Here is a 26,473-nt window from a genome sequence, read left to right as displayed (position 1 = left end):
TCGGGGGCCGCTCAGAACGGGTGTGGAGATCAACGTGGCCGTGGTCCTGGTGACGGGCATGTCCGGTGTCGGCAAGTCGGCCGTGCTGGGTGGGTTGGCGCGGCTCGGGTACCGGGTGGTGGACAGCGATCACGGGGATTGGGTGGCGGATCTCCCGCTGCCGGATGGCACCAGCGAGCCCCAATGGCGCGAGGACCGGATCGACGCGCTGATCTCCGAGCACGAGCGGTCAGGTGAGCCGCTCGTCATCGCGGGGACGGTGGTCAACCAGGGCCGGTTCTACCCCCGGTTCGCCGAGGTCGTCCTGCTCTCCGCGCCGCTGGCGGTGATGCTCGACCGCGTCGCTGCCCGCGACACCAACCCCTTCGGCAAGACCGCCGAGGACCGGGCCAAGATCGCGGCGGACACGGCTGGGGTCGAGCCGCTCCTGCGGGCGTCGGCGACCGTCGAGATCGACACCCGGGCGCCGCTCGACGAGGTGGTCGCGCGCGTGGCCGCGCTGGTCAGCGGCGGTGCGTCGCGGCGGTGAACTCGCGCAGGCCGTGTAGGAGAGCGGCCCGGGACTGCGGCGGCATGGCGGCGAGGACCTCGGCGAGGTCGGCTCGGCGGGCGGCGCGCAGGCGGTCGAGGAGTTCGCGGCCGGTGATGGTGAGGACGATCTCGACCTCGCGGCGGTCGGTGGTGGCCGGGCGGCGGTCGAGCAGGCCCGCGGCTTGCAGGCGGTCGCACAGCCTGCTGGTGGAGGACGGGATCGTGCCCAGCTCCTCGGTCAGCCGCGTCAGGTTGACCGGTTCGAGGGACTCCACGAAGTGCAGCGCGCGCAGCTGCATCGGCGGGACCTTGGGGTAGACGTCGGTGTTCGCCCTGGTGAGGACCAGGCCGAGGGCTCGCGCGGCCACCTCGGTCTCGGCAACCTCGTCCACCTGCCGCAGCGCCATGCGCACCACTCTCGCACACGCGGGCGGGCGCGCGGCTGGTCCCCTGTTGCCGGTTTAGCCCCGTGCGGCGAGGTCGGCGAGCAGGTCGCCCGCGGTCCTGGTGTTGATGACCTGCTCCGGTCCGATGCCGCACAGCTCGGCGCGCTCGCAGCCGTGCGCCAGCCAGTCGAGCTGGCCGGGGGCGTGCGCGTCGGTGTCGATCGCGAACCGGCAGCCGTGCTCGACGGCCGCGCGCAGCAGCCGCAGCGGCGGGTCGAGCCGCTCCGGCCGGGAGTTGATCTCGACGGCCACCCCGTGCTCCGCGCACGCCGCGAACACCGCGGCCGCGTCGAACTCCGACTCCGGCCTGCCCTTGCCGACCACCAGCCGCCCGGTGCAGTGACCGAGGACGTCGACGTGCGGGTTGGCCACCGCGGTGAGCATCCGCTCGGTCATCTCCGCCTTGGGCATCCGCAGCTTCGAGTGCACGCTGGCGACCACGACGTCCAGCTGGGACAGCAGTTCCGGCTCCTGGTCGAGCGACCCGTCGAGCAGGATGTCGACCTCGATGCCGGTGAGGATCAGGAACGGCGCCAGCTCCACGTTCAGCTCGGCGACGACCTCCAGCTGGCGGCGCAACCGCTCGGCGCTCAGGCCGTTGGCGACGCGCAGCCGCGGCGAGTGGTCGGTGAGCGCGATCCACTCGTGGCCGAGCGCGATGGCCGCCTCCGCCATCTCCCGGATGGGGCTGCCGCCGTCGGACCAGTCGGAGTGGGTGTGGCAGTCGCCGCGCAACGCCGCGCGCAGTGCACCGCCGCCCGTCACCGGCGCGGACTGCTTCTCCACCAGGTTCAGCAGGTAGCTGGGTTCGCCACCCATGACCGACTCGGCGATGACCAGCGCGATGGAGTTGCCGATGCCGGGCAGGTCGGTCAGCGTCCCGGCGGTGGCCCTGGCGGTGAGTTCGTCGGGGTCGATCTCGGCGACCTTGGCCGCCGCCCGCCGGAACGCCCGCACCTTCTGCGTCGCCTCACCCGCGCGCTCCAGGTACAGCGCGATCTGCTTCAACGCCGCGACGGGGTCCATGGGCCCATAGGTAGCGCACCCGGCGCGTTCTCGCACAACCGGCGCGCGCGGTCCGGTCGCACTAGCGTCGGGGAACCCCACCGCACGAGGAGGCAGCATGCCCGTCCCGGCCACCAGCCCCGTCGCGGCTGACGTCCTCACCGAGGTCCTCGACGGCCGGTGGGCGCACATCCGGCGGGAGGCGCGGCTCCGCATGGCCGCGCTGCCCTCGCCCGCGACCTACGACCTCAGCACCGAGCAGCACCGCGAGCAGGTGTTCGCCGAGCTGCACGAGCTGGCCGAGTCGGGCTACCCCAGGGTCGGCTTCCCGACCAGCCACGGCGGCGGGGGTGATGTGGGCGGGTCGCTGACCTCGTTCGAGATGCTCGGCTTCGGCGACCTGTCGCTGATGGTCAAGGCGGGCGTGCAGTGGGGCCTGTTCGGCGGCGCGGTCGAGGCGCTGGGCACCGAACGCCACCTCGACCGGTACCTGCCCGAGATCATCGACCTCGGGCTGCCCGGCTGCTTCGCGATGACCGAGACCGGCCACGGCTCCGACGTCCAGCACGTGCGCACCACCGCGATCTACGACCCGAGCAGCCGCGAGTTCGTCGTCAACACCCCCGATGTGTCGGCCCGCAAGGACTACATCGGCAACGCCGCGCGGGACGGTCGGATCGCGGTCGTGTTCGCGCAACTCGACGCGGGCGGGGCCGAACGCGGGGTGCACGCACTGCTCGTACCGCTGCGCGACGACGAGGGTCGGCCGCTGCCGGGCATCACCATCGAGGACTGCGGTCGCAAGGCCGGGCTCAACGGCGTGGACAACGGGCGCATCCGGTTCGACCAGGTCCGCGTCCCGCGCGAGGCCCTGCTCAACCGGTACGGCGACGTCGCCGAGGACGGCACGTACGCCAGCCCGATCGAGAGCGACTCCCGCCGGTTCTTCACCATGCTCGGCACCCTCATCCGCGGCCGGATCAGCGTCGCGGGGGCGGCGGGCAGCGCCACCAAGAGCGCCCTGACCATCGCTGTCCGGTACGCGTTGGTCCGCCGCCAGTTCCGCAACCCTGACGGCGGCGGCGAGGTCGCCCTCCTCGACTACCGCGCCCACCAGCGCAAACTCCTGCCCGCGCTCGCCACCTCTTACGCGTTGCACTTCGCCCAGGCCGAGTTGGTCGCCACGCTGCACGACGGTGACATCGACGACCGGGGACAGCGCGAACTCGAGTCGCGGGCGGCCGGGATCAAGGCCGCCGCGACCTGGCACGCCACCCGCACCATCCAGACCTGCCGCGAGGCGTGCGGCGGCGCGGGGTACCTGGCGGAGAACCGGCTCCCGCAGCTCAAGGCCGACACCGACGTGTTCACCACGTTCGAGGGCGACAACACCGTCCTCTACCAACTGGTCGCCAAGGGCCTGCTCACCGGCTACCAGCAGGACCTGCACGAACTGGGCAGCGTCGGCATGGCCAGGTTCATCGCGGATCAGTTCGTCGGCACGGTCATCGAGCGCACCGCGGCCCGGTCCCTCATCGAACGCCTCGTCGGCGCCGTGACCAGGGACGACGACGCCGACCTGCTCGACCGCGGGTGGCACCTGCGGCTGTTCGAGGACCGGGAGAAGCACGTCCTGGACACCCTCGCCCGCAGGCTGCGGCGCGCGGGTGAGCCGGGCGAGTCGGCATTCGAGGTGTTCAACGCCGCGCAGGACCACGTGCTGCGCGCGGCCAGGGTGCACGTGGAGCGGATCGTGCTGGAGGCGTTCGTCGCCGCCATCGACCGCTGCGCCGACCCCGGCGCCGCCGCGCTGCTGGGCCGCGTGTGCGATCTGCACGTGCTCAGCTCGGTCGAGTCCGACCTCGACTGGTTCCTCGGCCACGGCCGGATCAGCACCAGCCGGGCCAAGGCCGTCACCGGGGCGGTCAACGACCTCTGCCACCACCTCCGCCCGCACGCGGGGGTCCTGGTCGAGGCGTTCGCCATCCCGGACGAGTTGATCGCCGCCCCGATCGCGCTGGGCGCCGAGCGTGATCGACAGGACGCGCAGCGCGTCCACAACCAGGCAGGACTACCCCGGAAGGAGGACTCCGACTCAGCGACCGCGTCGTGATCCGGGATCGGGTAGTCGCGGGGGGAAACGCCCCGTATCCTGGAGGCGACACCTCCACCGAGGGGTGCCCGCCGGGTCCGGCGGCAACCGTGATCGCCCGGCGCCCGCGACCGCTGTGCCGGAGGAGGAACGCATGCCACTCTCCGAGCACGAGCAGCGACTGCTCGACCAGATCGAGCGCGCGCTCTACGCCGAGGATCCCAAGTTCGCCTCCACCGTCCGAGGTGCCCGCCTGCGCAAGCCATCCCGGCGGCGCAGACTGCAAGGCATCGCCCTGTTCGTCCTGGGCGTCGCCCTCCTCGTGCTCGGTGTGATGCTGCCGTTCAAACCGGCTGGTATCCCCGTGGTGAGCCTGCTCGGCTTCCTGGTGATGTTCGTCGGCGCCATGCTGACGCTGACAGCACTACGCCAGGGCGGCTCCGAACCGGAGCCAGGTCAGGAGTCCCCCCACGGTGGGGGCGGCGCGTCCGCCCACCACCGCAGGAGCTCGTTCTCCCAACGCATGGAGGAGCGCTTCAAGAAGCGCTTCGACGAAGAGCACTAACCCCCATCCCCATCAAGGCCCAAGCGCCGACACCCGCTCCAGGGAGTCGGCGCTGAGCCGTTTGCGGGGTCAGTCGGGGTCAGTCGGCGGCGGACTGCTCGGCGAGGGGCAGGTCGGGGGTGTCGACGACGTGGATGATCTCGGCGAGGCCGGTGATGGCGAGGATGCGGGACAGGAAGCCGGGGACCCGGTCGAGCAGCACCCGGTTCCCCCGGACCAGGGTGCGCTTGTGCGCGGCGATGAAGGCGCTCAGCCCGCTGGAGTCGATGAACTCCAGCCCTGCCAGGTCGACGACCACCTCGTCGTGGTTGTCCGCGAGGGCGAGCAGGACCCGCTTGAACTCGACCGAGGTGTGGGTGTCCAGCTCCCCGGTGACGGTGATGGTGGCGCGGTCCTGGTCGGTGGCGGTGGTGTGGGCGAACTCGGTCATCGGGGTCCAGTCGTGATGGGGTCTGTCCAGTGGTGTTGGACCAGGGAGCGGGCGATGGGGTAGTCGCGCAGGTCCTTGGTCAGCAGCCTGCCGAGCTCGCCGACCAGGGAGGGGTCCACCGCGCGGGCGGCGAGCAGGTCGGCCACCCAGGCCGCCGTGCCGGAGATGGTGCGCGGGTCGCCGGTGAGCAGGGCGGCGCTGACCGCGTGGAACGCCTGGTTGACCACGTCGGCGGCCACCGCGTGCAGGCTGTCGAGCGGCAGGGTCTCGGTGGTGACGATCTGGGCGGCCAGCGACCAGCCCTCCCGCAGCCCGGTGACCAGCCGCCGGTGGTTCAGCTCCAGCGTCGACTGCTCGGCGGCGGCCGGGCTGGACAGCGGCGTGGCCGCGGCGACGACGGTCGGCAGGGAGCGCACCGCGGCGACGGCCTCGCGGGCGCCGGACGCCCACGCGGTGGCACCGAGGGCGACCGCGCGCCGGTCGTCACCGCCGAACGCGGAACCGCCGACCACCACCGGGATGCCCGCGTCGGTGCTGGCCTCGATGAACCGGCGGGTGGTGGGCAGCGCGCCGAGCACCGAGCAGCTCACGGCGGTGGCGTCGGGGCCGAGGTCGTGCAGGTACTGGCTCAGCCGCGCGGGCGGGGTGGAGGCACCGAGCAGGGTGATGTCCCAGCCCTCGGCGCGCAGCGCGGTGCCGACGATCATCGCGGGCAGGGCGTGCCACTCGCGTTCGGCGCAGGCGACCACGACCCGGCCGCGGGTGGCCGGGGTGCGGCGGACCCAGCGGGCGACCGCCTCCGTCGCCGACACCGACACCGCGGTGGCCGCGTGCTCCTCGGCGACGCTCCACTCGCCGCGCTGCCAGCGCTCGCCGACGGTGCGCTGCGCCGAGGCGATCACGTCCACCAGCACGGTGATCGGGTCGACGCCCCCGGCGACGAGGTCCTCCACCACGTCGATGGCCGCGTCGACGTCCACCGAGGCGAGCGCGCCGTCGAACCGGGCAAGACCGTCGAGCACCGAGTCGAGAGCTCCGCCTGTCACCGGCGGGCTACCTTCCGCACGAGACCGCGAACAGGGCCATGTCGTCGTGCGCCCGGCCGCCGAGGTACTCCACCACGTCCTGCTCGACGGCCTCGCAGACCGCTTCCGGCCCGGCGCCCGCGTAGGCGGGCAGCAGCGCGACCAGGCGGTCCATCCCGTAGAAGCCGTCGGCGCCGCGGGCCTCGTAGATGCCGTCGGTGAACATCAGCATCGTGTCGCCCGAGGCGAGGTGGATGGTGCTCTCCAGGTAGCCGACCTCGGGCACCACGCCCGCGACGGTCCCGCCGACCAGCACCTGCTCGACCGTGCCGTTCGCGCGCAGCACCAGCGGCGCCGGGTGACCGGCCGCGGCGAGGTCGACCCGCGCGGTGCGGCCGTCGTCGGCCGGGCGCACCCGCGCGCACACCGCGGTGACGAACTGGTCGGACTCCTCGTCGTAGAGGACGGCGTTGAGCGCGGCGAGCACGCTGTGCGGGCTGCGGTCGAAGTGCGCGGCGGTGCGGATGCTCTGTCTGGCGCGGCCGGTGAGCACGGCGGCCTCGACGCCCTTGCCGCAGACGTCGCCGGTGACCAGCACCCAGTCGCGGCCGGAGCCGTGCACGTCGTAGAAGTCGCCGCCGATGTCGAGGTGTTCGGCGGCGGCGCGGAACCGGGCGGCCAGCCGCAGCCCGGCCGCCCTGGGCAGGGTCGGTGGGCGCAGACCAGCCTGCAACACGGAGGCGATCCTGGTGCGGTCCTCGTAGAGCCGCGCGGAGTCCAGGGCCATCGCGGCCCGACCAGCGATCTGCTCGGCCAGGGCGACGTCGTCCTCGGGGAACCCGCGGCCCGCGCCGCGCACGATCACCAGCACGCCGACAGTGGTGCCGCGGGCGGTCAGGGCAAGGCCGAGCACGTCGGCGGGGCGCAGCGAGGTGGCCTCCTCGCGCAGCTGATCGTGCGGGATCATGCTGTCGAGACCGTCGGCGTAGTCCTCGTCGAGCGCGACGTGCAGCAGTTCGCCGCGGCCCGAGCGCAGCACCCGGCCGACACCGAGGTCCTCGACGGCCGAGCGGTCGACGCTGGTGGCGAAGGTGTGCTCCGCGCCGCCGTAGAGGGCGAGCCGGTCGCCGCGGTGGTCGACCATGGCGAGCATCGCCCAGTCGGCCAACTCCGGGGTGATCAGCGCGAACAGGCGCAGGATGGTGCGGCGCAGGTTCAGCGACCCGGCGAGCTGCGTGGTGATCTCCCCGGCGAGCGCGGCCCGCTGCCGTGCCTGGGCGAGCAACTGGTGCTCGTCGGGCGCCTGCGCGGTGTGCGCGCCCAGCGGCGGCATGCTCGCCTCGATCGGCTCGGCGGCATGCTTCGGTCCGGACATCGTTTGCGCCACGCTTCCGTTCCGCGGGTGGGGACCCGGACCAGCCTACTGGTTGTCGAGCGGCAATGACGCGGCCGACTCCAGGCGCGTCGCCGCCGCTGCCCCGCCCACGGAGACGCTGACCTGGCCGAACTCGGCCCACACCCACTTCCCGATGTGGTCGGGTTCGTGCCCCCACGACTCGCTGAGCGCGATGACGATGGTCAGCCCGCGGCTGCGCTCGGAGAGCAAGTCCGGTGCGGTGCGCACCGGGACGGTGTCGGCATCGTCGCCGACCCGCAGCAGCACCCGGCCGCCGGTGAGCGAGAGCTCGACCCGGATCTCGCCGACGCTGTGCTCGATGGCGTTGGTGACCAGTTCCGAGGTGGCCAGTACCACGTCGCAGACCAGGTCCTCGGCCACCGACCACGACCGCAGCGCGGTGCTGACGAAGTCGCGGGCGTCGCCTGCCGAGGTACTCGCCGGTGGCAGGCGGGTGGCCAGTTGGCGCACCCGCCCGGTGTTCGCCGACTCGCTCACGTCACCCGCCACCACCCCTCGAGCGCGACTGGCGCGCCGTCGATGTCGCACTGCCGCCGGACCCCTGGTGCCCCTGCGCACCGGCCCGACCCCACCGGTTCTCGTGCTCCCGGGGGAACCGGCCACCAAGCCCGCGACCGCTGCCTTCACGCCGGGTGAGGTACCCAGGCGGTGACCGGGTGAATCAACCGCCGATCAGGCGGTGCCCTGCGACCCGGCCAGACCGAACACCTCGGCCAGCCCGGTGATCTCGATGATCCGGCGCACCCGCTCGTGCGGGGCGTCGAGCACCAGGGACCTGCCGCTGTCCTCCGCCTTGCGCAACGCGGCGACCAGCACCCGCAGGCCGGCCGAGTCCATGAACTCCACCGCGGACAGGTCGACGCGCACGCCGGTGCCGCCCTCCTGGCCGAGCGCGGCGTCGAGGGCCTGCTCCAACTGGGGCGCGGTGGCCAGGTCGACCTCGCCGGTGACCGAGACGACGACCGGGTCGGTGCCCTCGCTGTTGATCTCCACTATCGGTCCTTCCTCACCGCGGCCGTGTCGCCGCGCTCGCGCGCTGGCCGTCCACGCCGACGTCACAGTAGTTGCCAACCGGGGTGGCACGCCGCCGACCCGGTGCCCGCTGGGGCCTGTCGCACACCCGCCAACACCGACCGTTTCGGCGGCCGGGGGCGGGGGTAGTTCCCGGTCGAACCCGCTGTGCGGAGCGGGCACCGAGGAGGTAAGCGTCATGGCCGAGATCACCCGCCTGCCCAAGCCCGTCTCCGACGAGTGGGCCTGGCAGCTCGACGGCTCCTGCCGCGGCGCCGACAGCATGGTCTTCTTCCACCCCGACGCCGAGCGCGGCCCGGCCAGGCACGCCCGCGAGGAGCGCGCCAAGGCCGTCTGCCGCGCCTGCCCGGTGCTGGCCCAGTGCCGCGACCACGCGCTGGCGGTGCAGGAGCCCTACGGCATCTGGGGTGCCATGGGCGAGGGTGAGCGGCGCACGCTGATCGCGCAGCGCAGGCGGGCGCTCAGGGTTTCCTGAGCGCGGTGCGGTCCGCCGCACCTGCACAGGAGACACCGCAGCGGGCAGCACCACCGCGGCCAACACCTCAGCGGGGAACACCGCCACGCGCGCCACTGTGGCGGTCAGCACGTCACCGGTCAGCACCGTGTCGGTCAGCACCTCAGCCCGCCAGGGTGTCCTCGCCGAGAGCGGCGCGCAGCCGCTCCAGCGTCTTGGCCAGCAACCGCGAGACCTGCATCTGCGAGACCCCCACCCGGCGGGCGATGTCGGCCTGCGACAGGCCGCGGAAGAACCGCAGCACGATGATCTTCTGCTCCCGTTCGGGCAGCTCGGCGATCAGCGGGCCCAGTGCCCTGCGGTTGTCCACCTCGGCGAGCCGGTCGTCCTCGTAGCCGAAGCGGTCACCAGCGGGCTCGGCCAGCCTGGCGTCGAGCGAGGTGCCCTGCTTGGCCGCGCTGGCCACCAGCGCCTCGTACACCTGCTCCTTGGTCAGCCCTAAGTGGTCGGCCAGCTCACTGGGCTTGGGCGCCCTGCCCAGCTTCTGGCTCAGCTCGTTGCGCCCGGCCGCCACGGTGACGTGCAGTTCCTTGAGCTGGCGGGGCACCCGCACCGCCCAGCCGGTGTCGCGGAAGTGCCTGCGCAGCTCACCCATGATGGTGGGGATGGCGAAGGCGTAGAAGTTGCCGCGGTCGGCCTCGAACCGGTCGACCGCCTTGATCAGGCCGATGGTCGCGACCTGCACCAGGTCCTCGAGCTGGTCGCCGCGCCGGTCGAACTTGCGGGCCAGGTTGCGCGCGAGGTCGATGTGGTCGGCGACGAGGTCGCCGCGCAGCGCGGCGCGCTTGGGGTCGTCGGGGTCGAGCGCGGCGAGGGCGCGGAAGCGCTCGACGTTGGCGTCGGTGCCCTTGCCGCCCTTCTCGTCCTCGGCCGGGTTGTCGGGAGTGCCCGCGCTGTCGGCTGGCTCCGGTGTGACCGGGCCCGGGGTCGTGGTCACCGGGGGTCCACTTCGCCTGGACCCGGCACGGCCAGCAGCTCGATGGTGATGCGGTGGCCGCCGTCGACGGCCTCGACGGTCTCGGTGACGGTGGCGGCGAGGGCGGTGAGGATCTGCCAGCCCATCGCGTCGCCCGAGGGCGGTTCGCCGTGCTCGGCGTCCACCCGGACCCGCACCCGGATCCCGTGGTCCTCGGGTTCGAACCAGCACAGCAGCGCGCTGTCGGCGGCCGCGGCGCGCACGAGCAGCGAGCACGCCTCGTCGACGGCCATCCGCAGGTCCTCGATGGCGTCGAGGTCGAAGTCGAGCCGCATCGCGATGTCGGCGGCGAAGGAGCGCAGCAGCGGCACCTGCTCGGCGTCCGCCCAGACGCGGACCTCGACGTCACGGACCCCGTTCGTGCGGGTTACCGGGCTGGTCTCGACCTCAGACACGCTTTCCTCCTGCCGTCCTTACGCTGCGGTGGACCGTACCGCGACACGGAAAAATGTGGAGCGGGGTGGGATTCGCACCTCGGTGTCACATCGCGGTGCCGTCGCCACCCCGCCCCACAGCGAGAAGATCGCGGGGCAGGACCCTGGTGGTTGTTACCCGGTCGGGTCCGGGTTCAAACCCGCTACCGGTATGAATTCCTGGTGTACGCGGTGGCGAAGGTCCCCTCGCCCGCGAAGTACTCCGAGACGAGGTGCGCGGGGTCCGTGGCGAGGAACCCGCGGGGGATGTCGCCGCCGTCGTTGCCGTCGTCCCAGCCCCACGGCGCGTTGGCGGCGTTGTCCTTGCCGTTGTCACCGCGGAAGGTGCCGTAAGAGGCATAGGTCTCGGCGTTGGCGCGGCGGGCCCAGAGGCCGCCACCAGCGAAGACGTCGACCAGTGTGTAGCCGACGAAGTTGTCGGTGCCGCCTGCGGGGACCTCGGCTGTACCGCTCGGGTAGTAGACGACGCCGTCGCTGTCCGGGGCGTGGTCGCCGTTCTTGGCGTAGATGCCGTGGCCCTTGGCCTCTTGGAACGTCGTGGGGTGCGCGGCGCCGTTGTAGGTCTGGAGCTGCAACGGGCCGTCCACGCTCTCCCGACCGCTGGTGTACGGGCTGCCCGCGGGGACGTAGGAGTAGAAGTCGGAGTGCGCGACGGTGACCATGGCCTCGAGCGCGCCGTAGGTGGAGCCGTCCTTGCGCACGGTCAGCAGCACGCCCTCCATGTCGTTCTCGTGCGTGAACAGGCTCAGTGGGTCGGGGAAGTCCTCCCAGTCGCGCGGGTGGTAGAAGGAGTAGGTCACGAACCAGTGGGTGCCGGTCTCGACCACCGAGAAGTAGGCGGTGCCGGTGAGGCGGGCCACGGAGTCGTCCTGGGACTCCCAGTTGTTGAGCGTGTTCCACTCCCCGTCGAAATCGACCTTGGACAGGTAGTCGGCGTCGTAGTCGCTGGAGTCGGTGTCCTGGTAGTGGATCGGCGCCCACCTGCTCGCCAGCGCCGCGTCGGACACGGCGGCGGGGGCGGCCTGGGCGGCGGGGGCCACCGGGACGAGGGCGAGGCAGGCGAGCGCGGTGGCGAGGGCGGCGGTGGCGCGGGAACGGGCCATCGGCTGGGGACCTCCGGTGATCGACAACTCGGTCATGAGTTGGACTACCGGAGCGGAGCGACGCCGTGGTGGCCCTGGCACCAACCGGACACAGCCGGTGGGCGAGCGATCACCGAGCGCGGCCCCCGCCGGGCGTGGCGGCAGCCGGGGGCGGCAGGGGTTGCCGGATCAGCGCTCGGGTCGGGGTTCGGTGGTGCCGACCCGGGTCGGCCGCTCCCCCAGCAGCGCGGCGGGGCGGATCGCGGCCGCGCCGAACCGGGTCCGCGCCTTGTCCGCTGCCTGGTCGGCCTCGCGCCAGCCCTGCGCGGGGGCGTCGATGAGCAGTTGTTCGGCGCCGCCGCTGCCCAACTGCTCGACCCGGACGCCGATCAGGCGGACCGCACCCGGCGGGGTCTGCTCGGCGAGCAACTGGGCCGCGGTGCGGAAGATCTCCTGGGTGACGTCGGTGGCGACCGGCAGCGTCTTGGACCGGCTGATGGTCGTGAAGTCGGCGAACCTGACCTTGATCGCGACCGTGCGGCCGCGCAGGCCGCGTTCGCGCAGGGTGGCGGCGGTGCGCTCGGAGAGCCGCAGCAGCTCGCGGCGCAGCAGGTCGCGGTCGAAGTGGTCGACCTCGAAGGTCTCCTCGGCGCCGATCGACTTCTCGGCGGTGCCCGGGACGACGGCGCGGTCGTCGTGGCCGAGGGACAGGGCGTGCAGGTGCTCGGCCATCGCGGTGCCCAGCATCCGGCGCAACCTCGGCAGCGGCGCGGCGGCGACGTCGGCGACCCGTTCCAGGCCGACGTCGAAGAGCTTCTCGGCGGTGCGCTTGCCGACACCCCACAGCGCCGACACCGGCAGCGGGTGCAGGAAGGCGGTGATCTCGCCGCGCGGCACGACCAGCATGCCGTCCGGCTTGGCCAGGCCGGAGGCGAGCTTGGCGACGAACTTGGTCGGCCCCACCCCCACCGAGCACACCAGGCCCTGCTCGGCCAGCACCCGGCGGCGGATCTCGGCGCCGACACCCGCCGGGGTGCTGCGCAGCCTGCGCAGCGCGCCGGAGACGTCGAGGAACGCCTCGTCCAGGCTCAGCGGCTCGACCAGCGGGGTGATCTCGCGGAAGATCGCCTGCACCCCGGCCGAGACCTCCTGGTAGAGGGCGAAGGTGGGGGGCAGGTACACCGCCTGCGGGCACAGCCTGCGGGCCTGGCTGGTCGGCATGGCCGAGCGCACCCCGAAGCCCCTGGCCAGGTAGTTCGCCGACGCCGCGGGCGCCGACCCCGCCGACCACCACCGGCCGGTCGACCAGCTCGGGGCGCTCCCTGATCTCGACCGAGGCGTAGAACGCGTCCATGTCCACGTGCAGCACCGGGCAGCCGGAGTCGTCCGGCCACCCGTGCGGTCCGGCCTTGTACCGCTCGACGAGCCCCTTGGGCAGGTCCCCGCTGCGCCCCATGGCCCTAGCGAACCACAGCGCACCGACAGGGCCGACAAGACCGACGGGGCCGGCGGGCCGCCCGGGTCAGCACCGGCTCAGCGGCGGGCGACGGCGTGCAGCCGGGTGGCGATGTCGCGCAGCGGCGGGGTGACGGCGGCGAGCTGCTCCAGCTCGGCCAGCGCCTCGACCGCGGCGGGCGAGGTGTCCAGCACGGCGCCGCCGACCAGGTCGGACACCACGGACTGGCCCTGGAGCAGCTCCACGGTCAGCCCGGTGGCCGCGAGCAGGTCGCGCAGGCCCTCGGTGTCGAAGCGGCGCAGCAGCGCCTCGCCGGACAGGCCGAGCGCCCCGGTCTCGTGGTCGAGCAGGCGGCGGGCGTCGACGAGCCTGCCGGAGATCGCGCGCTGGAGCACCGTCGCGTACCGGTTGGCCACCAGCACCGACAGCGCCCCGCCCGCGGCGACGGTGCCCGCCAGCGCGGCGACGGTGACCGCGGGGTCGTCGACGACCTCCAGCAGCCCGTGCGCCAGCACGAGGTCGGCGGACTCGGGCGCGACCAGCTCGCCGAGCGCGTCGCTGTCGCCCTGCACGGCGGTGATGCGGTCGGACACGCCCGCCTCGTGGGCGCGGCGGTGCAGCGTCGCCAGCGCGTTGGGACTGGGCTCGACCACGGTCACCGCGCAGCCAGCGACGGCGAGCGGCACGGCGAAGACCCCGCTGCCGCCCCCGACGTCGAGGACGCGTGGCGCCTCCCCACCTCGGCGCTCACGCGCGGCGATCAGCTCGGCGTCGAGCACACGGCGGACAACATCGGGTCGCATGGACACGAACTGTAGAGACTCTAAGGTCTAGGTCGTGCAAACGGTGGCAGTGCTCAGCCTCAAGGGTGGCGTGGGGAAGACCACGGTGGCGCTCGGCCTGGCCTCGGCCGCCCTGCGCCGCGGCATCCGCACGCTGGTGGTGGACCTCGACCCCCAGTGCAACGCCACCTCGACGCTGGACCCCGGGGAGACGGAGGCCACGCTGGCCGACGTGCTGGAGACCCCGCGACCGGCGGTGTTGCGCGCGGCGATCGCCCCCAGCGCGTGGGGCGAGGAGGTCGACGTGATGGTCGGCTCCGAGGACCTGGAGTCGCTCAACGACCCCGACCCGGGGATGCGCAGGCTGGAGAAGTTGGGCCGGGCGCTGGCGGAGCTGGGGACGCTGCTGGCCGAGGGTGAGCTGCCGTACCAACTGGTGCTCTTGGACTGTCCACCGTCGCTGGGTCGGTTGACCCGGTCGGCGCTGGTAGCCGCTGACGGCGCGCTGCTCGTGACCGAGCCCACTATGTACGCGGTGTCGGGTGCGCAGCGCGCGTTCGAGGCGGTGGAGGACACCCGGCGCGAGCAGAACCCGAACCTCGTCACCCTCGGCGTGGTGGTCAACAAGGTGCGCACGCATTCCTACGAGCACCAGTTCCGTATCGCCGAATTGCGGGAGAGCTTCGGGACGCTGGTGATGCCGGTAGCCCTACCGGACCGGTTGGCGGTGCAGCAGGCGCAGGGCGCGTGCACGCCCATCCACCACTGGCACACCCCGGGCGCGCGCGAGGTGGCGTTGGCGTTCAACCTGCTGCTGGCCAGGGTGTTGCGCACCAGCGGCCGGGGTCGCCACCAGGCGATCGCGTGGCCGGACGACGACGACCCGGGCGAATGACCTGATGCCCGAGGGCGACACGATCTACCGCACGGCCGCCGTGCTGGCGACGGCACTGGCGGGCCGGGAGCTGACCAAGGGCGAGCTGCGCCACCCCCGACTCTCCACTGTGGACCTCCAAGGGCGGCTGGTGCTGGGCACCCGCCCGGTGGGCAAGCACCTGTTCCTGCGCTTCTCCGAGAACCTGAGCTTGCGCAGCCACCTCGCGATGGACGGCATCTGGCAGGTCTCCCCCGTCGGCGCCAGGTGGCGGCGTCCCGAGCACCAGGCCCGCGCGGTGCTGCACACCGCGGACACCAGGGCGATCGGGTTCCTGTTGCAGGAGATGGACCTGGTCGAGACCACCGACGAGGACCGGCTCGTCGCGCACCTCGGCCCCGACCTGCTCGACCCGGACTGGGGACCGGCGCACGCGGCCGAGGCGGTGACCAGGCTGAGCGCCGATCCGGCCCGCGAGATCGGGTTGGCGCTGCTCGACCAGCGGGTGATGGCGGGTGTCGGCAACGTGTTCAAGGCCGAGATCTGCTTCGTGCTCGGGGTGTCCCCGTGGACTCCGGTGTCCGATGTGGACGCCGAGCGCGCCGTCGCGGTGAGCCGGGACCTGCTGGACCGCAACAAGATGACCCACGACCGGTGCACCACCGGGGACCTGCGGCGCGACCGGGGGCTGTGGGTGTACGGGCACCGGACCACACCGTGCCTGGTGTGCGGCGGGAAGGTCGTCGCGACCACGCAGGGGGCGGGCACCATGGAGCGGGTCGCCTACTACTGCCCGACTTGCCAGCCGGGGCCGGTCGGCTAGCAGAAGATCAGGCCGCACGGTTCACGGGTCGTCGTGCGGGTGGGTCGCGTGGTGGTGGTCGTAGTGACCGGAGGGGCTGTCGTAGTCGACTTCGTTGTCGTGGTGGTGACTTCCGCTGTCGTCGTGGTCGTGGACGAGACCGTTGTTGTCGACGCGGCGGAAGAGGCGGACGACGATGCCGACGGGGATAAGCTCGCCGTCGACGACACGGGTAAGACCTGGTGCGAGACAGGCGTTCGCGGCGCGGTCTGCACGGGCCCCGACGCCGGGATCGGCTCCGGCACCGACTCGGCGGCAGGCCGCGCCCTCGGCAGGTCCACCGGGGCCGCGGCGATCCCCTCGTAGAACAGGGCGGCGGCGACGGCACCGACCACGACCCCCGCGGCGACGCGGCGGGGCTGGTCCTCATGAGCGCGCACCGGCCATCCCCTTTGCCGACAGTGAGTGATATTCACACCTCACGCCTTTGTGGTGGGCAACCCTAGCAGCACCCGTCCCTGGGTCGGTGGAAATCCGATTGAAGGCTCCGGCGGCACCGCCTACGTTGGTGGTACACGAGAGAGGAGGTGGTCCACCGGTGTATTCCGACAGGACTCGTGAGGTGGCTGTCCGCTAGGACCGCCCAATCAGCAGCACTGGAGCCGGCAGGCGCCCGACGGGGCGCGGTCCGGTGAATATCAGGCAGTCACCCAGCCCTCGGGCACCCGGGACCCAGTCCGCCCCGGGCCTTCCGCGGCCTTGTCGGGAGGAGCGCGCCCGGGGGCTGTCTGCCGCCCAGGTCGTGGGATCGGCTACTCCGCCTCGACCTGTTGCAGTTTGCGCCACGCGAGGCTCGCGGTGCGCTCGGCGGCCTTCGCGTCGCGGCGGGCCGATTGCAGTGCCCGGCGGGAATCCAGCTCGGCGTGCTCGGCCTCGTCCAGGGCCGCGTTGAGCTGCCGGACCCGCTCCTCGGCCTTCGTCACCGCCTTCTCCGCGCTCGACACGGCCCGGTCGGCCTCGGCGCGCTGCGACTCCGCCTCCTTCACCGCCGCCTTGGCCTCAACGAGCGCCTCGCGCGCGGACCGGCGGGCCTGGCGGGCGGGCGCCACCGGCGCCGCGGTCGGCCCGGGAGCCAGGGTCAGCCCCGGCCACGTCTGCTCGACCCGCAGGTCGCGCACCGACGCCAGCCGACCGGCCCGCAGCGTCGCGGTCGCGGTCTCGTCCGCGATGGCGGTGGTGAACATCTCCTCCAGCTCGCGGATCGTCGCCTCGCTGAGGTCTCCCCCGGCCGCGGCCACCAGCCCGGCGATCAGCTCGGCCCGCCGCTTCGCCAAGTCGCGCAACCGCGCGCCGTCCGCTCCCGCGTGCGCGGCGCGCAGGTCCGACCCCAGCTCGGCCAGCGCGTCCACCCGCTCGGGCTCGGCGCGCACCAGGCGGTTGACCAACCAGGCCGAGGTGGTCGGCTTCGGCAGCTTCTCCACCCGGGTGGCCGCCTCCCGGTCCCCGGCCGCGCGCAACCGCTTGGCCAGGTCGCGCCGCGCCGGGACGAAGTCCTCCCGCGGCAGGCCGTACAGGTCGTCGACGTCGCTCACCCCGCCATCATGGTCCACCGCGGGACCGGCCCGCGGTGAACGCCGCAACCCCGCGCCCTCGCCCCGGCGGGCGCCGCAGCGGGTGACACGATGGGGCCGTGGCCTACAAGCACCTCGTCCGACGCGCCCTGTTCTCCCTCGGCGGGGGCGACCCCGAGATCGCCCACGAGCGGACCATGGCCGCGTTGAGCAGGCTCGGCCAGGTCCGGCCCGCGGTGCGGGGGCTGCGCGCGCTGTTCGGCGCCAAGGTCTCCACAACGGTGTTCGGGGTGCGGTTCCCCGGTGTGGTGGGGCTGGCGGCGGGGATGGACAAGGACGGCCGCGCGCTGCGGGCCTGGCCCGCGATGGGCTTCGGGCACGTCGAGGTCGGCACCGTCACCCGGCACGCCCAGCCGGGCAACCCCGGGCCGCGGCTGTTCCGCCTGCGCGAGAGCGAGGCGATCATCAACCGGATGGGCTTCAACAACGCCGGGGCCGACGCCCTGGCCGCGCGGCTGGCCGCACTGGGCCCGGTCGGGGTGCCGCTGGGCATCAGCATCGGCAAGTCGAAGGTCACCCCCGTGGAGGAGGCCGTCGAGGACTACCGCCACTCGCTGCGGGCGCTCTACCCGTACGGCGACTACTTCGCGGTCAACGTCAGCTCCCCCAACACCCCCGGCCTGCGCGGCCTGCAGGACCGGGCGGCGCTCGACGCGCTGGTCGGCGAGCTGCGCCGGGAGGCGGACGGTCTGGCGGGCGGCGGGCGGGCCAAGCCGCTGCTGGTGAAGATCGCGCCGGACCTGACCGACCACGCGATCGGCGAGGTGCTGCAGGTCTGCGCCGACCACCGGGTGTCCGGCGTGATCGCGACCAACACCACGCTTGGCCGCGACGGCCTCTCACCGGCGGACGCGCCGACCGGGGCCGAGGCGGGCGGGCTCAGCGGCAGGCCGCTGGCCGAGCGGTCCAGGCAGGTGGTGGCGCTGGTGGCCCGCGAGGCCGGCGGCGAGCTGCCGGTCATCGGGGTCGGCGGGGTGTTCGACGTCGACGCCGCCACCAGGATGCTCGACGCCGGGGCGAGCCTGGTGCAGCTCTACACCGGGTTCGTCTTCGAGGGGCCTGCGCTGGTGCGGCGGATCAACCGCGCTGTCGAGTCCCGTTGACCTCGCCGCGGCCGCGGTTGGCCAGCCAGCGCAGCAGCGGGTAGCCGCAGACGACGGCGACCGCGCCCCAGGCGATGCCGCCGAACACCGCGTCGCCGAGGCGGACCTTCAGGTCGCCCGCGCCCGCCACCACGGCCACCGCGACCACGGTCAGGTTCACCGGGTCGGCGAAGTCGACCCGGTCGTTGAGCCAGATCCGCACGCCGACCAGCGCGATCATCCCGTAGAGCAGGATGGTGGCGCCGCCGAGGACGCCGTCGGGGATGGTGTTGACCAGGGCGCCGAACTTCGGGCTCATCGACAGCAGGATCGCGGTCAGCCCGGCCACCCCGTAGGCGGCGGTCGAGTAGACCCTGGTCGCGGCCATGACGCCGATGTTCTCGGCGTAGGTGGTGGTGCCGGAGCCGCCGCCGGAGCCTGCCAGGACGGTGGCCAGGCCGTCGGCGATGAGCGAGTCGCCGACCGAGCCGTCCAGGTCGCGGCCGGTGACCGCGGCGACCGCCTTCACGTGGCCGACGTTCTCCGCGACCAGGACGATCACCACCGGGATCACCAGCAGGATCACCGACGGCTGGATCTGCGGTGCGGTGAACTGCGGCGGTCCGAACCAGGCGGCGTCCGCCAGCGCGTCGAGCCTCACCTCGGGCAAGCCGCCGGTGAGCGCGGCGAACACCCAGCCGACGAGCACGCCGACCAGCACCGACATCCGCGACAGCAGCCCCTTGGCGACCACCGCGCAGCCCAGGATGACCCCCAGGGTGATCACCGCGATGACCGGCTGCGCGCCGAAGGACTTGGTCGCCGACGGCGCCAGGTTCAGCCCGACCAGCACGATCACCGCGCCGGTGACCACCGGCGGCATGATCGACTCCAGCAGCCGGACGCCGAGCGCCTTGACCGCCACCCCGACGCCGACCAGCAGCAGGCCCGCCACCAGCACCCCGCCCAACTGCGCGGCCATCCCGTGGTGCTGGGCGGCGGCGAGCGGGCCGATGAAGGCGAACGACGAGCCGAGGTAGGCGGGCACCCGGTTGCGGGTGATCAGCAGGAACAGCAGGGTGCCGACGCCGGAGAAGAGCAGGGTGGTGGTGACCGGGAAGCCGGTGACGCTGGGCACCAGCACGGTCGCGCTGAACATGGCCGCCACGTGCTGCACGCCGAGCCCGACGGTCAGCGGCCAGCTGAGCCGCTCGTCCGGGGCCACGACGGCGCCGTCACGGACACGGCGGCCGTCGCCGTGCACCGACCACAACGCCAAGGCCGCCTCCGCCCCGCCGAACCCGCCCCCCGAACTCCTGCCGTGCATGGTGCCACAGCACGTAGTCGGCGAGTCGATACGACACCGTGATATTCACACTGATGCCCTAGCGGATTGCGACGAACCGGGAATTCGGTGACCGACGGTCAAGGCCGCTCAGCAGGGCATCCAGGACAGCACGAGCGCGTACGGGTCGGCCGTCCCACCCCACCCGGTCCCGATCCGGTCGACCGCCTCGTCGAGCAACCGCCCCGCGTGCCCCCGGTCCACCCCGAGCCCGTCGACGATCGCCCAGAACCCGGTCTCGTAGTCGGCCATCCTGGTGACCTCGGCGGTCACGGCCCGGCGCATCCCGGTGGTGTCCATCGATCGCTCCCCTCCAGCCACGGCACGGTTCGACGTGGGTGACACGCGCCAACCCCGCCGCCATGATGCGTCCGACCGGGTGAGGACGATCACGCATCTGGTGACCCACTGTGTCCTCCCCCGCAGGTGCGCGCCCCTGGCTCCGCGGAGCAGTGCCCTCAACCACAGCACCCCGGCCGGGACTCGGGGGAGCCGTTCGCACAGTGACGAGCCGACGCCCTCGATATCTCACCCGGGACGACCCGCGTTAGGCGGCGGAGCTGTCCCGGCACCTGGAGAGCTCAGCCGAGGGAGAGCTCGCGCGGCCCGGCCGTGAGCCGGTTGGCGCGTCCAGTGGGGAGGTGCTGGTCGCGGCGATCGAGCGCACGCAGGGTGCGCGTGGGCTCCCGAGGGACGCACCGCGACAGCGTCCGCGCTTGGTTCGGGTGCGCTCAGCAAAGGGCGGACATGCCCGGGGTCGCCTGCTCCGAACTCGGCGGACTCAGCCGCGCTTGGGCGCCCCGGAGACGCACCGCGACAGCCCTTGCACTTGGTTGCGGTGCGCTCGGCAAGGACGCGGGACCGGCCAAGAGTTGTCTCTGCCCCCGGACTCGGTGGAACTCAGCCGAGGGAGAGTTCGCGTAGGGCTGAGGCGAGGGCGGCGAGGCGGTCGGTGGCGTCGGTGAGGTCGTGGCGGGGGGTGGCGACGGAGCTGGCGGCGAGGGCTCGGGCGGCGGCGGCCACGAGGGCGCCGTAGCCGTCGAGGCCCTGGTCGAGTTGGGCGCGCAGGGCGCGGATGCTCTCGGTGAGGTGGCCGCGGTCCAGGGGTGGGGCGTGTTCGCGGGCGCGTTCGACGACCTGGACGCGGGCGGCGACCGCGCGGAGGGCGGAGGCGGCCTCGGCGCCGGTGGTCCTGGCCTCGGTGACGGCGTCCGGGGGGACGAGGGCGCCCGCGGCGAGCTGGGTGAGCAGTTCGCGCAGCGTGTCCTCGGCCTCGCCGAGCCTGGTGATCGGTTCCCTGGCCTGGGAGCCGCGCGCGGGCAGCACGACCGGGGCGGGTGGGGCCTCCGGCAACGGCTGCTTGTGCAGCCGCCACGCGCGGACCCCGGTGGACACGGCGGCGACGCCGGACACCACGGCCGCCCCGATGAGGGCGGGGACGGCGATGCCCGGTGCGGCGGACGCGGTCTCGACCACCACCGCACCGGTGCCGGTGGTGAGGCCGGTGGCGGTCCACAACCGGGCCCGGCGCACCGCCCGGCGGCGCTGGCGCAGGGCCTTGGCCCTGGGGTCGCGCCACCCGGCGATCGCGTCGCGGACCTGCTGGGGGACCGGGCCGCGCAGCTGCTCGACCAGCTCACCGCCCAGCTTGATCAGCTCGTTCCGGCGCGGCCGCATGGTGTCGGCGCGCGTCAGGAGCCGGCCTGCGGGTTGGCCTTCTGCTCCTGGGCCACCCGCTGCTGGATCTCGGCCTGGATGGTGGACGGGGTGCCCGCCGGGGTGGCGCCGCTGGTGACCTGGCCCGCGACCGAGCCGCCCGCCATCGAGGCGCGGATCTGCTCGAGCCGGGACTGGCCGGCGAGCTCGGTGGTGGAGACCTGGACCTCCATCATCCGGCCCTGCACCGAGTTCTGCGCCAGCTCGGCGGCACCGAGGGCCGTCGTGTAGCGCTTCTCGATCTTGTCCCGGACCTCTTCGAGGGACGGGGTGTTGCCGGGCGCGGCGAGCTCGCTCATCTGGTTGAGCGAGCGCGAGACCTGCTCCTGCATCTTGGCCTGCTCGAGCTGGCTGAGCAGCTTGGTGCGCTCGGCGAGCTTGTTCTGCAGCACCATGGCGTTGCGCTCGACGGCCTGCTTGGCCTGCCCGGCGGCCTGCAGCGCCTGGTCGTGCAGCGTCTTGAGGTCCTCGATGCCCTGCTCGGCGGTCACCAGCTGGGTGGCGAAGCCCTGGGCGGCGTTCTCGAACTGCGTCGCCTTCTGCTCGTCGCCCTTGGAGCGGGCCTCGTCGGCGAGCACCAGCGCCTGGCGGGCCGACGCCTGCAGCTTCTCCACGTCGCCGAGCTGGCGGTTGAGCTTCATCTCCAGCTGGCGCTGGTTGCCGATCACCGCGGCCGCCTGCTGCGACAGCGCCTGGTGCTGGCGCTGCGCCTCCTCGATGGCCTGCTGGATCTGCACCTTGGGATCGGCGTGCTCATCGATCTTCGACGAGAACGACGCCATGACGTACTTCCAGAACTTCACGAACGGGTTGGCCATCGTCGTCCTCCGCCTGCCTTCATCCCTGCCGGACCCTCCGGTCACCCCCGCGCCGACACCGTGGCAACGGACCGGCACCGCTGGTGGTTCCTCCGGCGCCACCGGAGGCGGGTCCCATCTGTGGGTTCCATCGTGTCAGGTGCGTGCGGGCGGTTCCACCGGACCCACGAGAAATCAGGGTTCACCCATAGATCTCCCCTGAGGAAGCGGACCGCCCTTCGGGGTATCCCCGGACCCCGGTCCCACCGGCGGGCACGCGCGCGGGCCCGGCTCCCCCTGGGAACCGGGCCCGCGCGGCACGTCTCACCCCACCCGGCTCAGGCGGCGAACACCGCCCCCGCGCGGGCCTTGCTGGTCAGCGGCGGGTCGATGCGGTGGCTGAGCACCGGCTGGATCCGCAGGTCGGCGAGGTTCTCCCCGATCACGGCAGGCAGCAGCCTGCCGCCCTCCACCGCGACCCGCTTGCCGCCGTCCGGTTCGAGCGCGTCCATGGCCTCGATCTTGTCCACCGGCTCGACGCCGACCCGCTCCGGCAGGCCGCGCTCGACCGAGGTCAGCGCCCCCATGTCGGAGGCCACCTTGTGCAGCAGCTCCGAGAGCGGCAGCTCGAGCGCGTCGCAGATCGCGGCCAACAGCTCGCTGGATGCCTCCTTGCGCCCGCGCTCGACCTCGGAGAGGTACCCGAGGCTCACCCGCGCCGAGCGGGACACCTCGCGCAGCGTGCGCCGCTGGTTGGTGCGGGCGTGTCGGAGCCGATCACCGATCGCCTCGCGCAACAGCACGGTCATCGCGCACCTCCCTTCCTCGACGGGGCCCGGTCCGCGCACCGCACCCGCCCTGGGGCAGGAGCCGGAGCGGAACGGCGCGGGGCCGTCACACCGACAACGTTACCCACGGCGGCTGACCGAGCGCAGCGACTTCCCGGGTAGTCCGCCAAGAGCGAACGACCGCGCCGACCCCGGTGTTCCCGGTGTCCGCACGGCGGGCGCCCGGTGGCGCGCACTGACCGTGACCCTGGGTTCACCCCGGAAGGGTACCGAGGTCCACCCCGATCAGCGCGAGGGCGCCCACCACCGCGGCCGCGCGGACCGCTTCCCGGTCACCACCCGCGGTGATCACCTCGTGCCGGGTGCCCCGCGGGCCGACCAGGGCGATGTGGACCGTCCCGGGGGCGACGCCGTCCTGCGGGTCCGGTCCGGCCACGCCGGTGAGCCCGACGCCGATGTCGGCGCCGCAGCGCTCCCGCGCCCCGGCGGCGAGCTGCACGGCGACCTCCGCGTTGACGGCGCCGCGTTCGGCGAGCAGCGCGGGGTCGACGCCCGCGAGGGTCGCCTTGAGGTCTGTGGCGTACACCACCAGCCCGCCGCGCACGACCGCGCTGGCGCCGGGAACGGTGGTCAGCGCCGCGGTGAGCAGCCCGGCGGTGAGCGACTCGGCGGTGGCGATGGTCTCCCCCGCCGCCCGCAGCGCCGCCACGACCCGGTGCGGGGTCACTGGGCGATCGTGCGCAGGCCCATGGCGCGCAGGCGCACGGCGCGGATGACGTAGTCGACGCCGGTGACGACGGTCAGCACGACCGCCAGGTACATCGAGGCCCACGGCACCAGGGCGAGCCAGCTGGGCAGCGGGAGCAGGAACGCGCCGAGGGCGAAGATCTGGGTGAGGGTCTTGAGCTTGCCGCCGCGGCTGGCCGGGATCACGCCGTGGCGGATCACCCAGAACCGCAGCAGCGTCACGGCGACCTCGCGGAAGGCGATGACCAGCGTGATCCACCAGGGCAGCTCGCCGAGCACGCTGAGCCCGACCAGGGCGGCGCCGGTGAGCGCCTTGTCCGCGATCGGGTCGACGATCTTGCCGAAGTCGGTGATCAGCCCGTGCTTGCGGGCGAGCATCCCGTCGACGTGGTCGGTGATCGAGGCGAGCGCGAACACCGCGAAGGCCACCAGCCGCCACGTGGTGTCGGTGCCGTCCTCGGTGAACAGCGCCATCAGGAACACCGGGACCAGCACCAGCCTGGTCATGGTGAGCAGGTTGGCCACGTTGAGCAGCGGGACCACCGTGGGTTCCGGCAGGACCGCGACGGACTCCGGGGGCACCGCGACCACCGGGGGGACGCCGATCACCGCCTCCGGGCCCGCGGGCAGCATCACCTCGGCGCGGTCTTCACCGTCGACGGTGTCCCCGCCGGTCGCCGCGGAGTTCATTGCGGCTCCGGGTTCGCGCGCGGGATGACCTCGATGGCCTCCACGATGAGGTCGACGCCCTCGGTGTCGACGACGCGGGCGCGCACGAGGTCGCCCGCGGTGTACTTCTCCCCGTCGAGCACGACGCACTCGCCGTCGACCTCGGGTGCCTGGTGCGCGGCGCGGCCGACGCAGTCCTCGTCGTCGGTCTCCTCGCGCTCGACCAGCACGAGCACCTCGGTGCCGATCCGGTCCTCGGCGCGCTGGGTGGTGAGCTCCTCGGCGAGCGCGGAGATCCGGGCGACCCTGGCGGCGATGGTGTCGGCGTCGAGCTTGCCGTCGAGCCCCTCGGCCTCGGTGCCGTCCTCGTCGGAGTAGCCGAACACGCCGACCGCGTCGAGCCTGGCCTCGGTGAGGAACCGGGCGAGCTCGTCGACGTCGGCGTCGGTCTCGCCGGGGAAGCCGACGATGACGTTGCTGCGGATGCCCGCCTCGGGGGCGAGCGCGCGGATCTGCTCGACCAGGCCGAGGAAGGACTCGGTGTTGCCGAAGCGGCGCATCCGGCGCAGGACGGGCTCGCTGGAGTGCTGGAAGGACATGTCGAAGTAGTCCGCGACGCCCTGGGTGGTGGCGATGGCGCGCACCAGGTTCGGCCGGGTCTCAGCGGGCTGCAGATAGGACACTCGGACGCGGTCTATACCGGGTATGTCCGCGAGACGGGTCAACACGGCCTCAAGGGCGCCCTGTCCCGCATGCTCACGGCCAAGGTCCTTGCCGTAAGAGGTGGAGTTCTCGCTGACGAGCACGACCTCGCGTACGCCCTGCCGCGCCAGCCACGCGCCCTCGGCGACGATCTCGTCCGGCAGGCGGGAGACGAACGACCCGCGGAAGGACGGGATCGCGCAGAACGAGCAGCGGCGGTCGCAGCCGGAGGCGATCTTGAGGGAGGCCACCGGGCCGTCGTCGAGGCGCTTGCGGGCCACGGTCGGCCCCCACGCGTGCCCGGGGACGGTGACGTCCGTCGCCTGCCGGTCGACCGGCGAGATGGGCAGCAGCGTGCGCCGGTCCACCGGGACGTGCGAGGGGATGGAGTGCCCGGAGACCACGTCACCGAGGCGTTCGGCCAGGTCGGGGTAGTGGTCGAAGCCGAGCACCGCGGCCGCCTCCGGCAGGCTGTCGGCCAGCTCCGTGCCGTACCGCTCCGCCATGCACCCCACGGCGACGACCTTGGCCCCGGTGTCGGCGGCGGCCAGCAGCGTGTCGACCGAGTCCTTCTTCGCCGACTCGACGAACCCGCAGGTGTTCACCACGATGACGTCCGGTGTCGCCTCCGCGTCCACCAGCTCCCAGCCACCCCCGGACAACCGCCCCGCCAGCTCCTCGGAGTCGACCTCGTTGCGGGCGCAACCGAGGGTGAGCATGGCGACACGACGCGGCGTGGTGGGAGAGGACACGGGCCAAGGGTAACCGCCCGGTGTCCACGGGTTGGACCCGAGCGTGGACCAGGATGGCGCCATGGTGACCGAGCACGACGTCCGCCGGTCGGCACTGGCCCTCCCGGCGACGACCGAGAAACCCTCCTACGGCACCCCGGGCTTCCGGGTCCGCGACAAGCTCTTCGCCCGCCTGCGCGACCCCGAGACCCTCGTGGTGTTCGTGGCCGACGTGTCCGAGAAACAGGCCCTGATCGAGAGCGCCCCGGACCGCTACTTCACCACCCCGCACTACGACGGGTACGCCTCGGTCCTGGTCCGCCTACCGGAGATCGACGAGGACGAACTCGCCGACATCCTCCTGGAGTCCTGGCGAGTCCGAGCCCCCACCCGCCTGGTCACAGACTTCGACGCCCAGCCCTGACCTGCTGTCGATCTCCGTCAAGACGACTTCGACCGCGCTCGCCGCCACTCACCCGGTGGGGCGCCCTCGACCAGGCGATCCGTCGCCGCTCCGGCCGCGATTTTCACCCGGTTCGGGGACAAGAGTTGTCCACATGTGGATCTTCGAGGGGCTGTTTGAAGATCGACTGTCGGGGGGTGCCGATAGACTGGCACAGGGACGCCCCCCGGAGTGGGTGGGGGCTGGGCGGGGTCGGGACCGCGGGCGCGAGGGGGCGTAAGAGGGTGGGGGCGGGGCTGGCGGGCTGGGTGGGGGCAAGAGGGTGTGGTGGGGGCAAGAAGGCACTGGGACGGACAGGGGCCTGCGGTGGGGCGGGCTCGTTGGTGGCGAGTGGAGAGT

At 73.0% G+C, this 26,473-nt stretch carries 29 protein-coding genes and 1 pseudogene; 9 read left to right on the top strand and 21 right to left on the bottom strand.

Annotation, left to right across the window (positions count from 1 at the left end; genetic code table 11):
* Positions 1-34 precede the first annotated feature (34 nt).
* Positions 35-529, top strand: a complete 495-nt coding sequence (locus CLV68_RS13675) for an AAA family ATPase (RefSeq protein ID WP_246009802.1) — start codon at positions 35-37, stop codon at positions 527-529.
* Here the strand turns inward: CLV68_RS13675 and CLV68_RS13670 are convergent.
* Together CLV68_RS13670 and CLV68_RS13665 are read right to left on the bottom strand one after the other, a co-directional pair.
* Entirely contained in the window at positions 504-938 is a 435-nt protein-coding gene (locus tag CLV68_RS13670; protein ID WP_121390682.1) for a MarR family winged helix-turn-helix transcriptional regulator, read from the bottom strand. The two genes, CLV68_RS13675 and CLV68_RS13670, sit on opposite strands and share 26 nt — an antisense overlap.
* Positions 939-992: 54 nt before the next feature.
* A complete protein-coding gene (locus tag CLV68_RS13665; protein WP_121390681.1) occupies positions 993-2,003 on the bottom strand; it encodes a PHP domain-containing protein in 1,011 nt (336 codons plus the stop codon).
* A 97-nt stretch (positions 2,004-2,100) separates the two neighbouring features.
* On the opposite strand from CLV68_RS13665, the gene CLV68_RS13660 reads away from it, so the two are divergent.
* A complete protein-coding gene (locus CLV68_RS13660; RefSeq protein ID WP_121390680.1) occupies positions 2,101-4,095 on the top strand; it encodes an acyl-CoA dehydrogenase family protein in 1,995 nt (664 codons plus the stop codon).
* 133 nt (positions 4,096-4,228) lie between these two features.
* Positions 4,229-4,639: a DUF3040 domain-containing protein gene (locus tag CLV68_RS13655; RefSeq protein ID WP_121390679.1), complete on the top strand. Its 411-nt coding sequence runs from the start codon at positions 4,229-4,231 to the stop codon at positions 4,637-4,639.
* A 79-nt stretch (positions 4,640-4,718) separates the two neighbouring features.
* On the opposite strand, the gene CLV68_RS13650 is transcribed toward CLV68_RS13655, so the two are convergent.
* The 5 genes from CLV68_RS13650 to CLV68_RS13630 form a co-directional block, all read right to left on the bottom strand.
* Positions 4,719-5,069: an STAS domain-containing protein gene (locus tag CLV68_RS13650; protein WP_121390678.1), complete on the bottom strand. Its 351-nt coding sequence runs from the start codon at positions 5,067-5,069 to the stop codon at positions 4,719-4,721.
* A complete protein-coding gene (locus CLV68_RS13645; protein ID WP_211346491.1) occupies positions 5,066-6,115 on the bottom strand; it encodes a cobalamin B12-binding domain-containing protein in 1,050 nt (349 codons plus the stop codon). Before CLV68_RS13645 ends, CLV68_RS13650 begins: the two co-directional genes overlap by 4 nt.
* A gap of 7 nt (positions 6,116-6,122) precedes the next feature.
* Positions 6,123-7,469 carry a PP2C family protein-serine/threonine phosphatase gene (locus CLV68_RS13640; RefSeq protein ID WP_246009801.1) on the bottom strand — a complete coding sequence of 449 codons (1,347 nt, stop codon included), beginning with the start codon at positions 7,467-7,469 and terminating at the stop codon, positions 6,123-6,125.
* 45 nt (positions 7,470-7,514) lie between these two features.
* On the bottom strand, positions 7,515-7,988 hold the full coding sequence (locus CLV68_RS13635; protein ID WP_246009800.1) for an ATP-binding protein: 474 nt from the start codon (positions 7,986-7,988) through the stop codon (positions 7,515-7,517).
* A gap of 195 nt (positions 7,989-8,183) precedes the next feature.
* Positions 8,184-8,504 carry an STAS domain-containing protein gene (locus CLV68_RS13630; protein WP_121390675.1) on the bottom strand — a complete coding sequence of 107 codons (321 nt, stop codon included), beginning with the start codon at positions 8,502-8,504 and terminating at the stop codon, positions 8,184-8,186.
* Positions 8,505-8,721: 217 nt separating this feature from the next.
* On the opposite strand from CLV68_RS13630, the gene CLV68_RS13625 reads away from it, so the two are divergent.
* On the top strand, positions 8,722-9,018 hold the full coding sequence (locus CLV68_RS13625; protein ID WP_121390674.1) for a WhiB family transcriptional regulator: 297 nt from the start codon (positions 8,722-8,724) through the stop codon (positions 9,016-9,018).
* Between the two features lie 142 nt (positions 9,019-9,160).
* Here CLV68_RS13625 and CLV68_RS13620 read toward each other — a convergent pair whose 3' ends face one another.
* The 5 genes and pseudogenes from CLV68_RS13620 to CLV68_RS13600 form a co-directional block, all read right to left on the bottom strand.
* A complete protein-coding gene (locus tag CLV68_RS13620; protein ID WP_246009799.1) occupies positions 9,161-9,994 on the bottom strand; it encodes a SigB/SigF/SigG family RNA polymerase sigma factor in 834 nt (277 codons plus the stop codon).
* The gene (locus tag CLV68_RS13615) at positions 9,991-10,428 is read right to left on the bottom strand and encodes an ATP-binding protein (RefSeq protein WP_121390673.1); all 438 of its coding nucleotides are present in this window, start codon (positions 10,426-10,428) and stop codon (positions 9,991-9,993) included. Before CLV68_RS13615 ends, CLV68_RS13620 begins: the two co-directional genes overlap by 4 nt.
* A gap of 182 nt (positions 10,429-10,610) precedes the next feature.
* Positions 10,611-11,606: a hypothetical protein gene (locus CLV68_RS13610; RefSeq protein ID WP_246009798.1), complete on the bottom strand. Its 996-nt coding sequence runs from the start codon at positions 11,604-11,606 to the stop codon at positions 10,611-10,613.
* Positions 11,607-11,738: 132 nt separating this feature from the next.
* Positions 11,739-13,005 (bottom strand): annotated as a pseudogene (gene dinB / locus CLV68_RS13605) (DNA polymerase IV).
* Positions 13,006-13,082: 77 nt separating this feature from the next.
* Positions 13,083-13,808 (bottom strand): class I SAM-dependent methyltransferase, encoded by a 726-nt coding sequence (locus CLV68_RS13600; RefSeq protein ID WP_121390672.1) that lies wholly within the window; start codon positions 13,806-13,808, stop codon positions 13,083-13,085.
* Positions 13,809-13,842: 34 nt separating this feature from the next.
* On the opposite strand from CLV68_RS13600, the gene CLV68_RS13595 reads away from it, so the two are divergent.
* From CLV68_RS13595 to CLV68_RS13585, 3 genes are all read left to right on the top strand, one after another.
* On the top strand, positions 13,843-14,682 hold the full coding sequence (locus CLV68_RS13595; protein WP_121390671.1) for a ParA family protein: 840 nt from the start codon (positions 13,843-13,845) through the stop codon (positions 14,680-14,682).
* A 4-nt stretch (positions 14,683-14,686) separates the two neighbouring features.
* Complete coding sequence (locus CLV68_RS13590; RefSeq protein ID WP_121390670.1) at positions 14,687-15,484, top strand: DNA-formamidopyrimidine glycosylase family protein; 798 nt, start codon at positions 14,687-14,689, stop codon at positions 15,482-15,484.
* 63 nt (positions 15,485-15,547) lie between these two features.
* Entirely contained in the window at positions 15,548-15,829 is a 282-nt protein-coding gene (locus CLV68_RS13585) for a hypothetical protein (RefSeq protein ID WP_147459978.1), read from the top strand.
* 446 nt (positions 15,830-16,275) lie between these two features.
* Here the strand turns inward: CLV68_RS13585 and CLV68_RS13580 are convergent, their stop codons facing one another.
* A complete protein-coding gene (locus CLV68_RS13580; RefSeq protein WP_121390668.1) occupies positions 16,276-17,055 on the bottom strand; it encodes a hypothetical protein in 780 nt (259 codons plus the stop codon).
* 98 nt (positions 17,056-17,153) lie between these two features.
* On the opposite strand from CLV68_RS13580, the gene CLV68_RS13575 reads away from it, so the two are divergent.
* Entirely contained in the window at positions 17,154-18,197 is a 1,044-nt protein-coding gene (locus tag CLV68_RS13575; protein ID WP_121390667.1) for a quinone-dependent dihydroorotate dehydrogenase, read from the top strand.
* Here the strand turns inward: CLV68_RS13575 and CLV68_RS13570 are convergent.
* The 8 genes from CLV68_RS13570 to rimO form a co-directional block, all read right to left on the bottom strand.
* Positions 18,172-19,503, bottom strand: coding sequence for a uracil-xanthine permease family protein (locus CLV68_RS13570; RefSeq protein ID WP_342772770.1), 1,332 nt, complete (start codon positions 19,501-19,503; stop codon positions 18,172-18,174). The two genes, CLV68_RS13575 and CLV68_RS13570, sit on opposite strands and share 26 nt — an antisense overlap.
* A gap of 108 nt (positions 19,504-19,611) precedes the next feature.
* Positions 19,612-19,821 (bottom strand): hypothetical protein, encoded by a 210-nt coding sequence (locus CLV68_RS13565; protein WP_092778780.1) that lies wholly within the window; start codon positions 19,819-19,821, stop codon positions 19,612-19,614.
* Between the two features lie 600 nt (positions 19,822-20,421).
* A complete protein-coding gene (gene pspM / locus CLV68_RS13560; protein WP_121390665.1) occupies positions 20,422-21,198 on the bottom strand; it encodes a phage shock envelope stress response protein PspM in 777 nt (258 codons plus the stop codon).
* A 14-nt stretch (positions 21,199-21,212) separates the two neighbouring features.
* On the bottom strand, positions 21,213-22,055 hold the full coding sequence (locus CLV68_RS13555) for a PspA/IM30 family protein (protein WP_121390664.1): 843 nt from the start codon (positions 22,053-22,055) through the stop codon (positions 21,213-21,215).
* A gap of 317 nt (positions 22,056-22,372) precedes the next feature.
* Positions 22,373-22,843, bottom strand: a complete 471-nt coding sequence (locus CLV68_RS13550) for a helix-turn-helix domain-containing protein (protein WP_121390663.1) — start codon at positions 22,841-22,843, stop codon at positions 22,373-22,375.
* 232 nt (positions 22,844-23,075) lie between these two features.
* Entirely contained in the window at positions 23,076-23,549 is a 474-nt protein-coding gene (locus CLV68_RS13545; RefSeq protein ID WP_121390662.1) for a CinA family protein, read from the bottom strand.
* Positions 23,546-24,076, bottom strand: a complete 531-nt coding sequence (pgsA, locus tag CLV68_RS13540; RefSeq protein ID WP_246009874.1) for a CDP-diacylglycerol--glycerol-3-phosphate 3-phosphatidyltransferase — start codon at positions 24,074-24,076, stop codon at positions 23,546-23,548. Before pgsA ends, CLV68_RS13545 begins: the two co-directional genes overlap by 4 nt.
* Before the next feature lie 179 nt (positions 24,077-24,255).
* Complete coding sequence (gene rimO, locus CLV68_RS13535; protein WP_211346549.1) at positions 24,256-25,659, bottom strand: 30S ribosomal protein S12 methylthiotransferase RimO; 1,404 nt, start codon at positions 25,657-25,659, stop codon at positions 24,256-24,258.
* A gap of 76 nt (positions 25,660-25,735) precedes the next feature.
* Between rimO and CLV68_RS13530 the strand changes: the two genes are divergently transcribed.
* Positions 25,736-26,095, top strand: a complete 360-nt coding sequence (locus CLV68_RS13530) for an MmcQ/YjbR family DNA-binding protein (protein ID WP_246009797.1) — start codon at positions 25,736-25,738, stop codon at positions 26,093-26,095.
* Positions 26,096-26,473: the final 378 nt, after the last annotated feature.

The sequence above is a fragment of the Actinokineospora cianjurensis genome, from assembly GCF_003663795.1.
Lineage (GTDB): Bacteria > Actinomycetota > Actinomycetes > Mycobacteriales > Pseudonocardiaceae > Actinokineospora > Actinokineospora terrae.
Note: the sequence above shows the minus strand (reverse complement) of the source record. Positions and strands in the feature narration are given on the sequence as shown.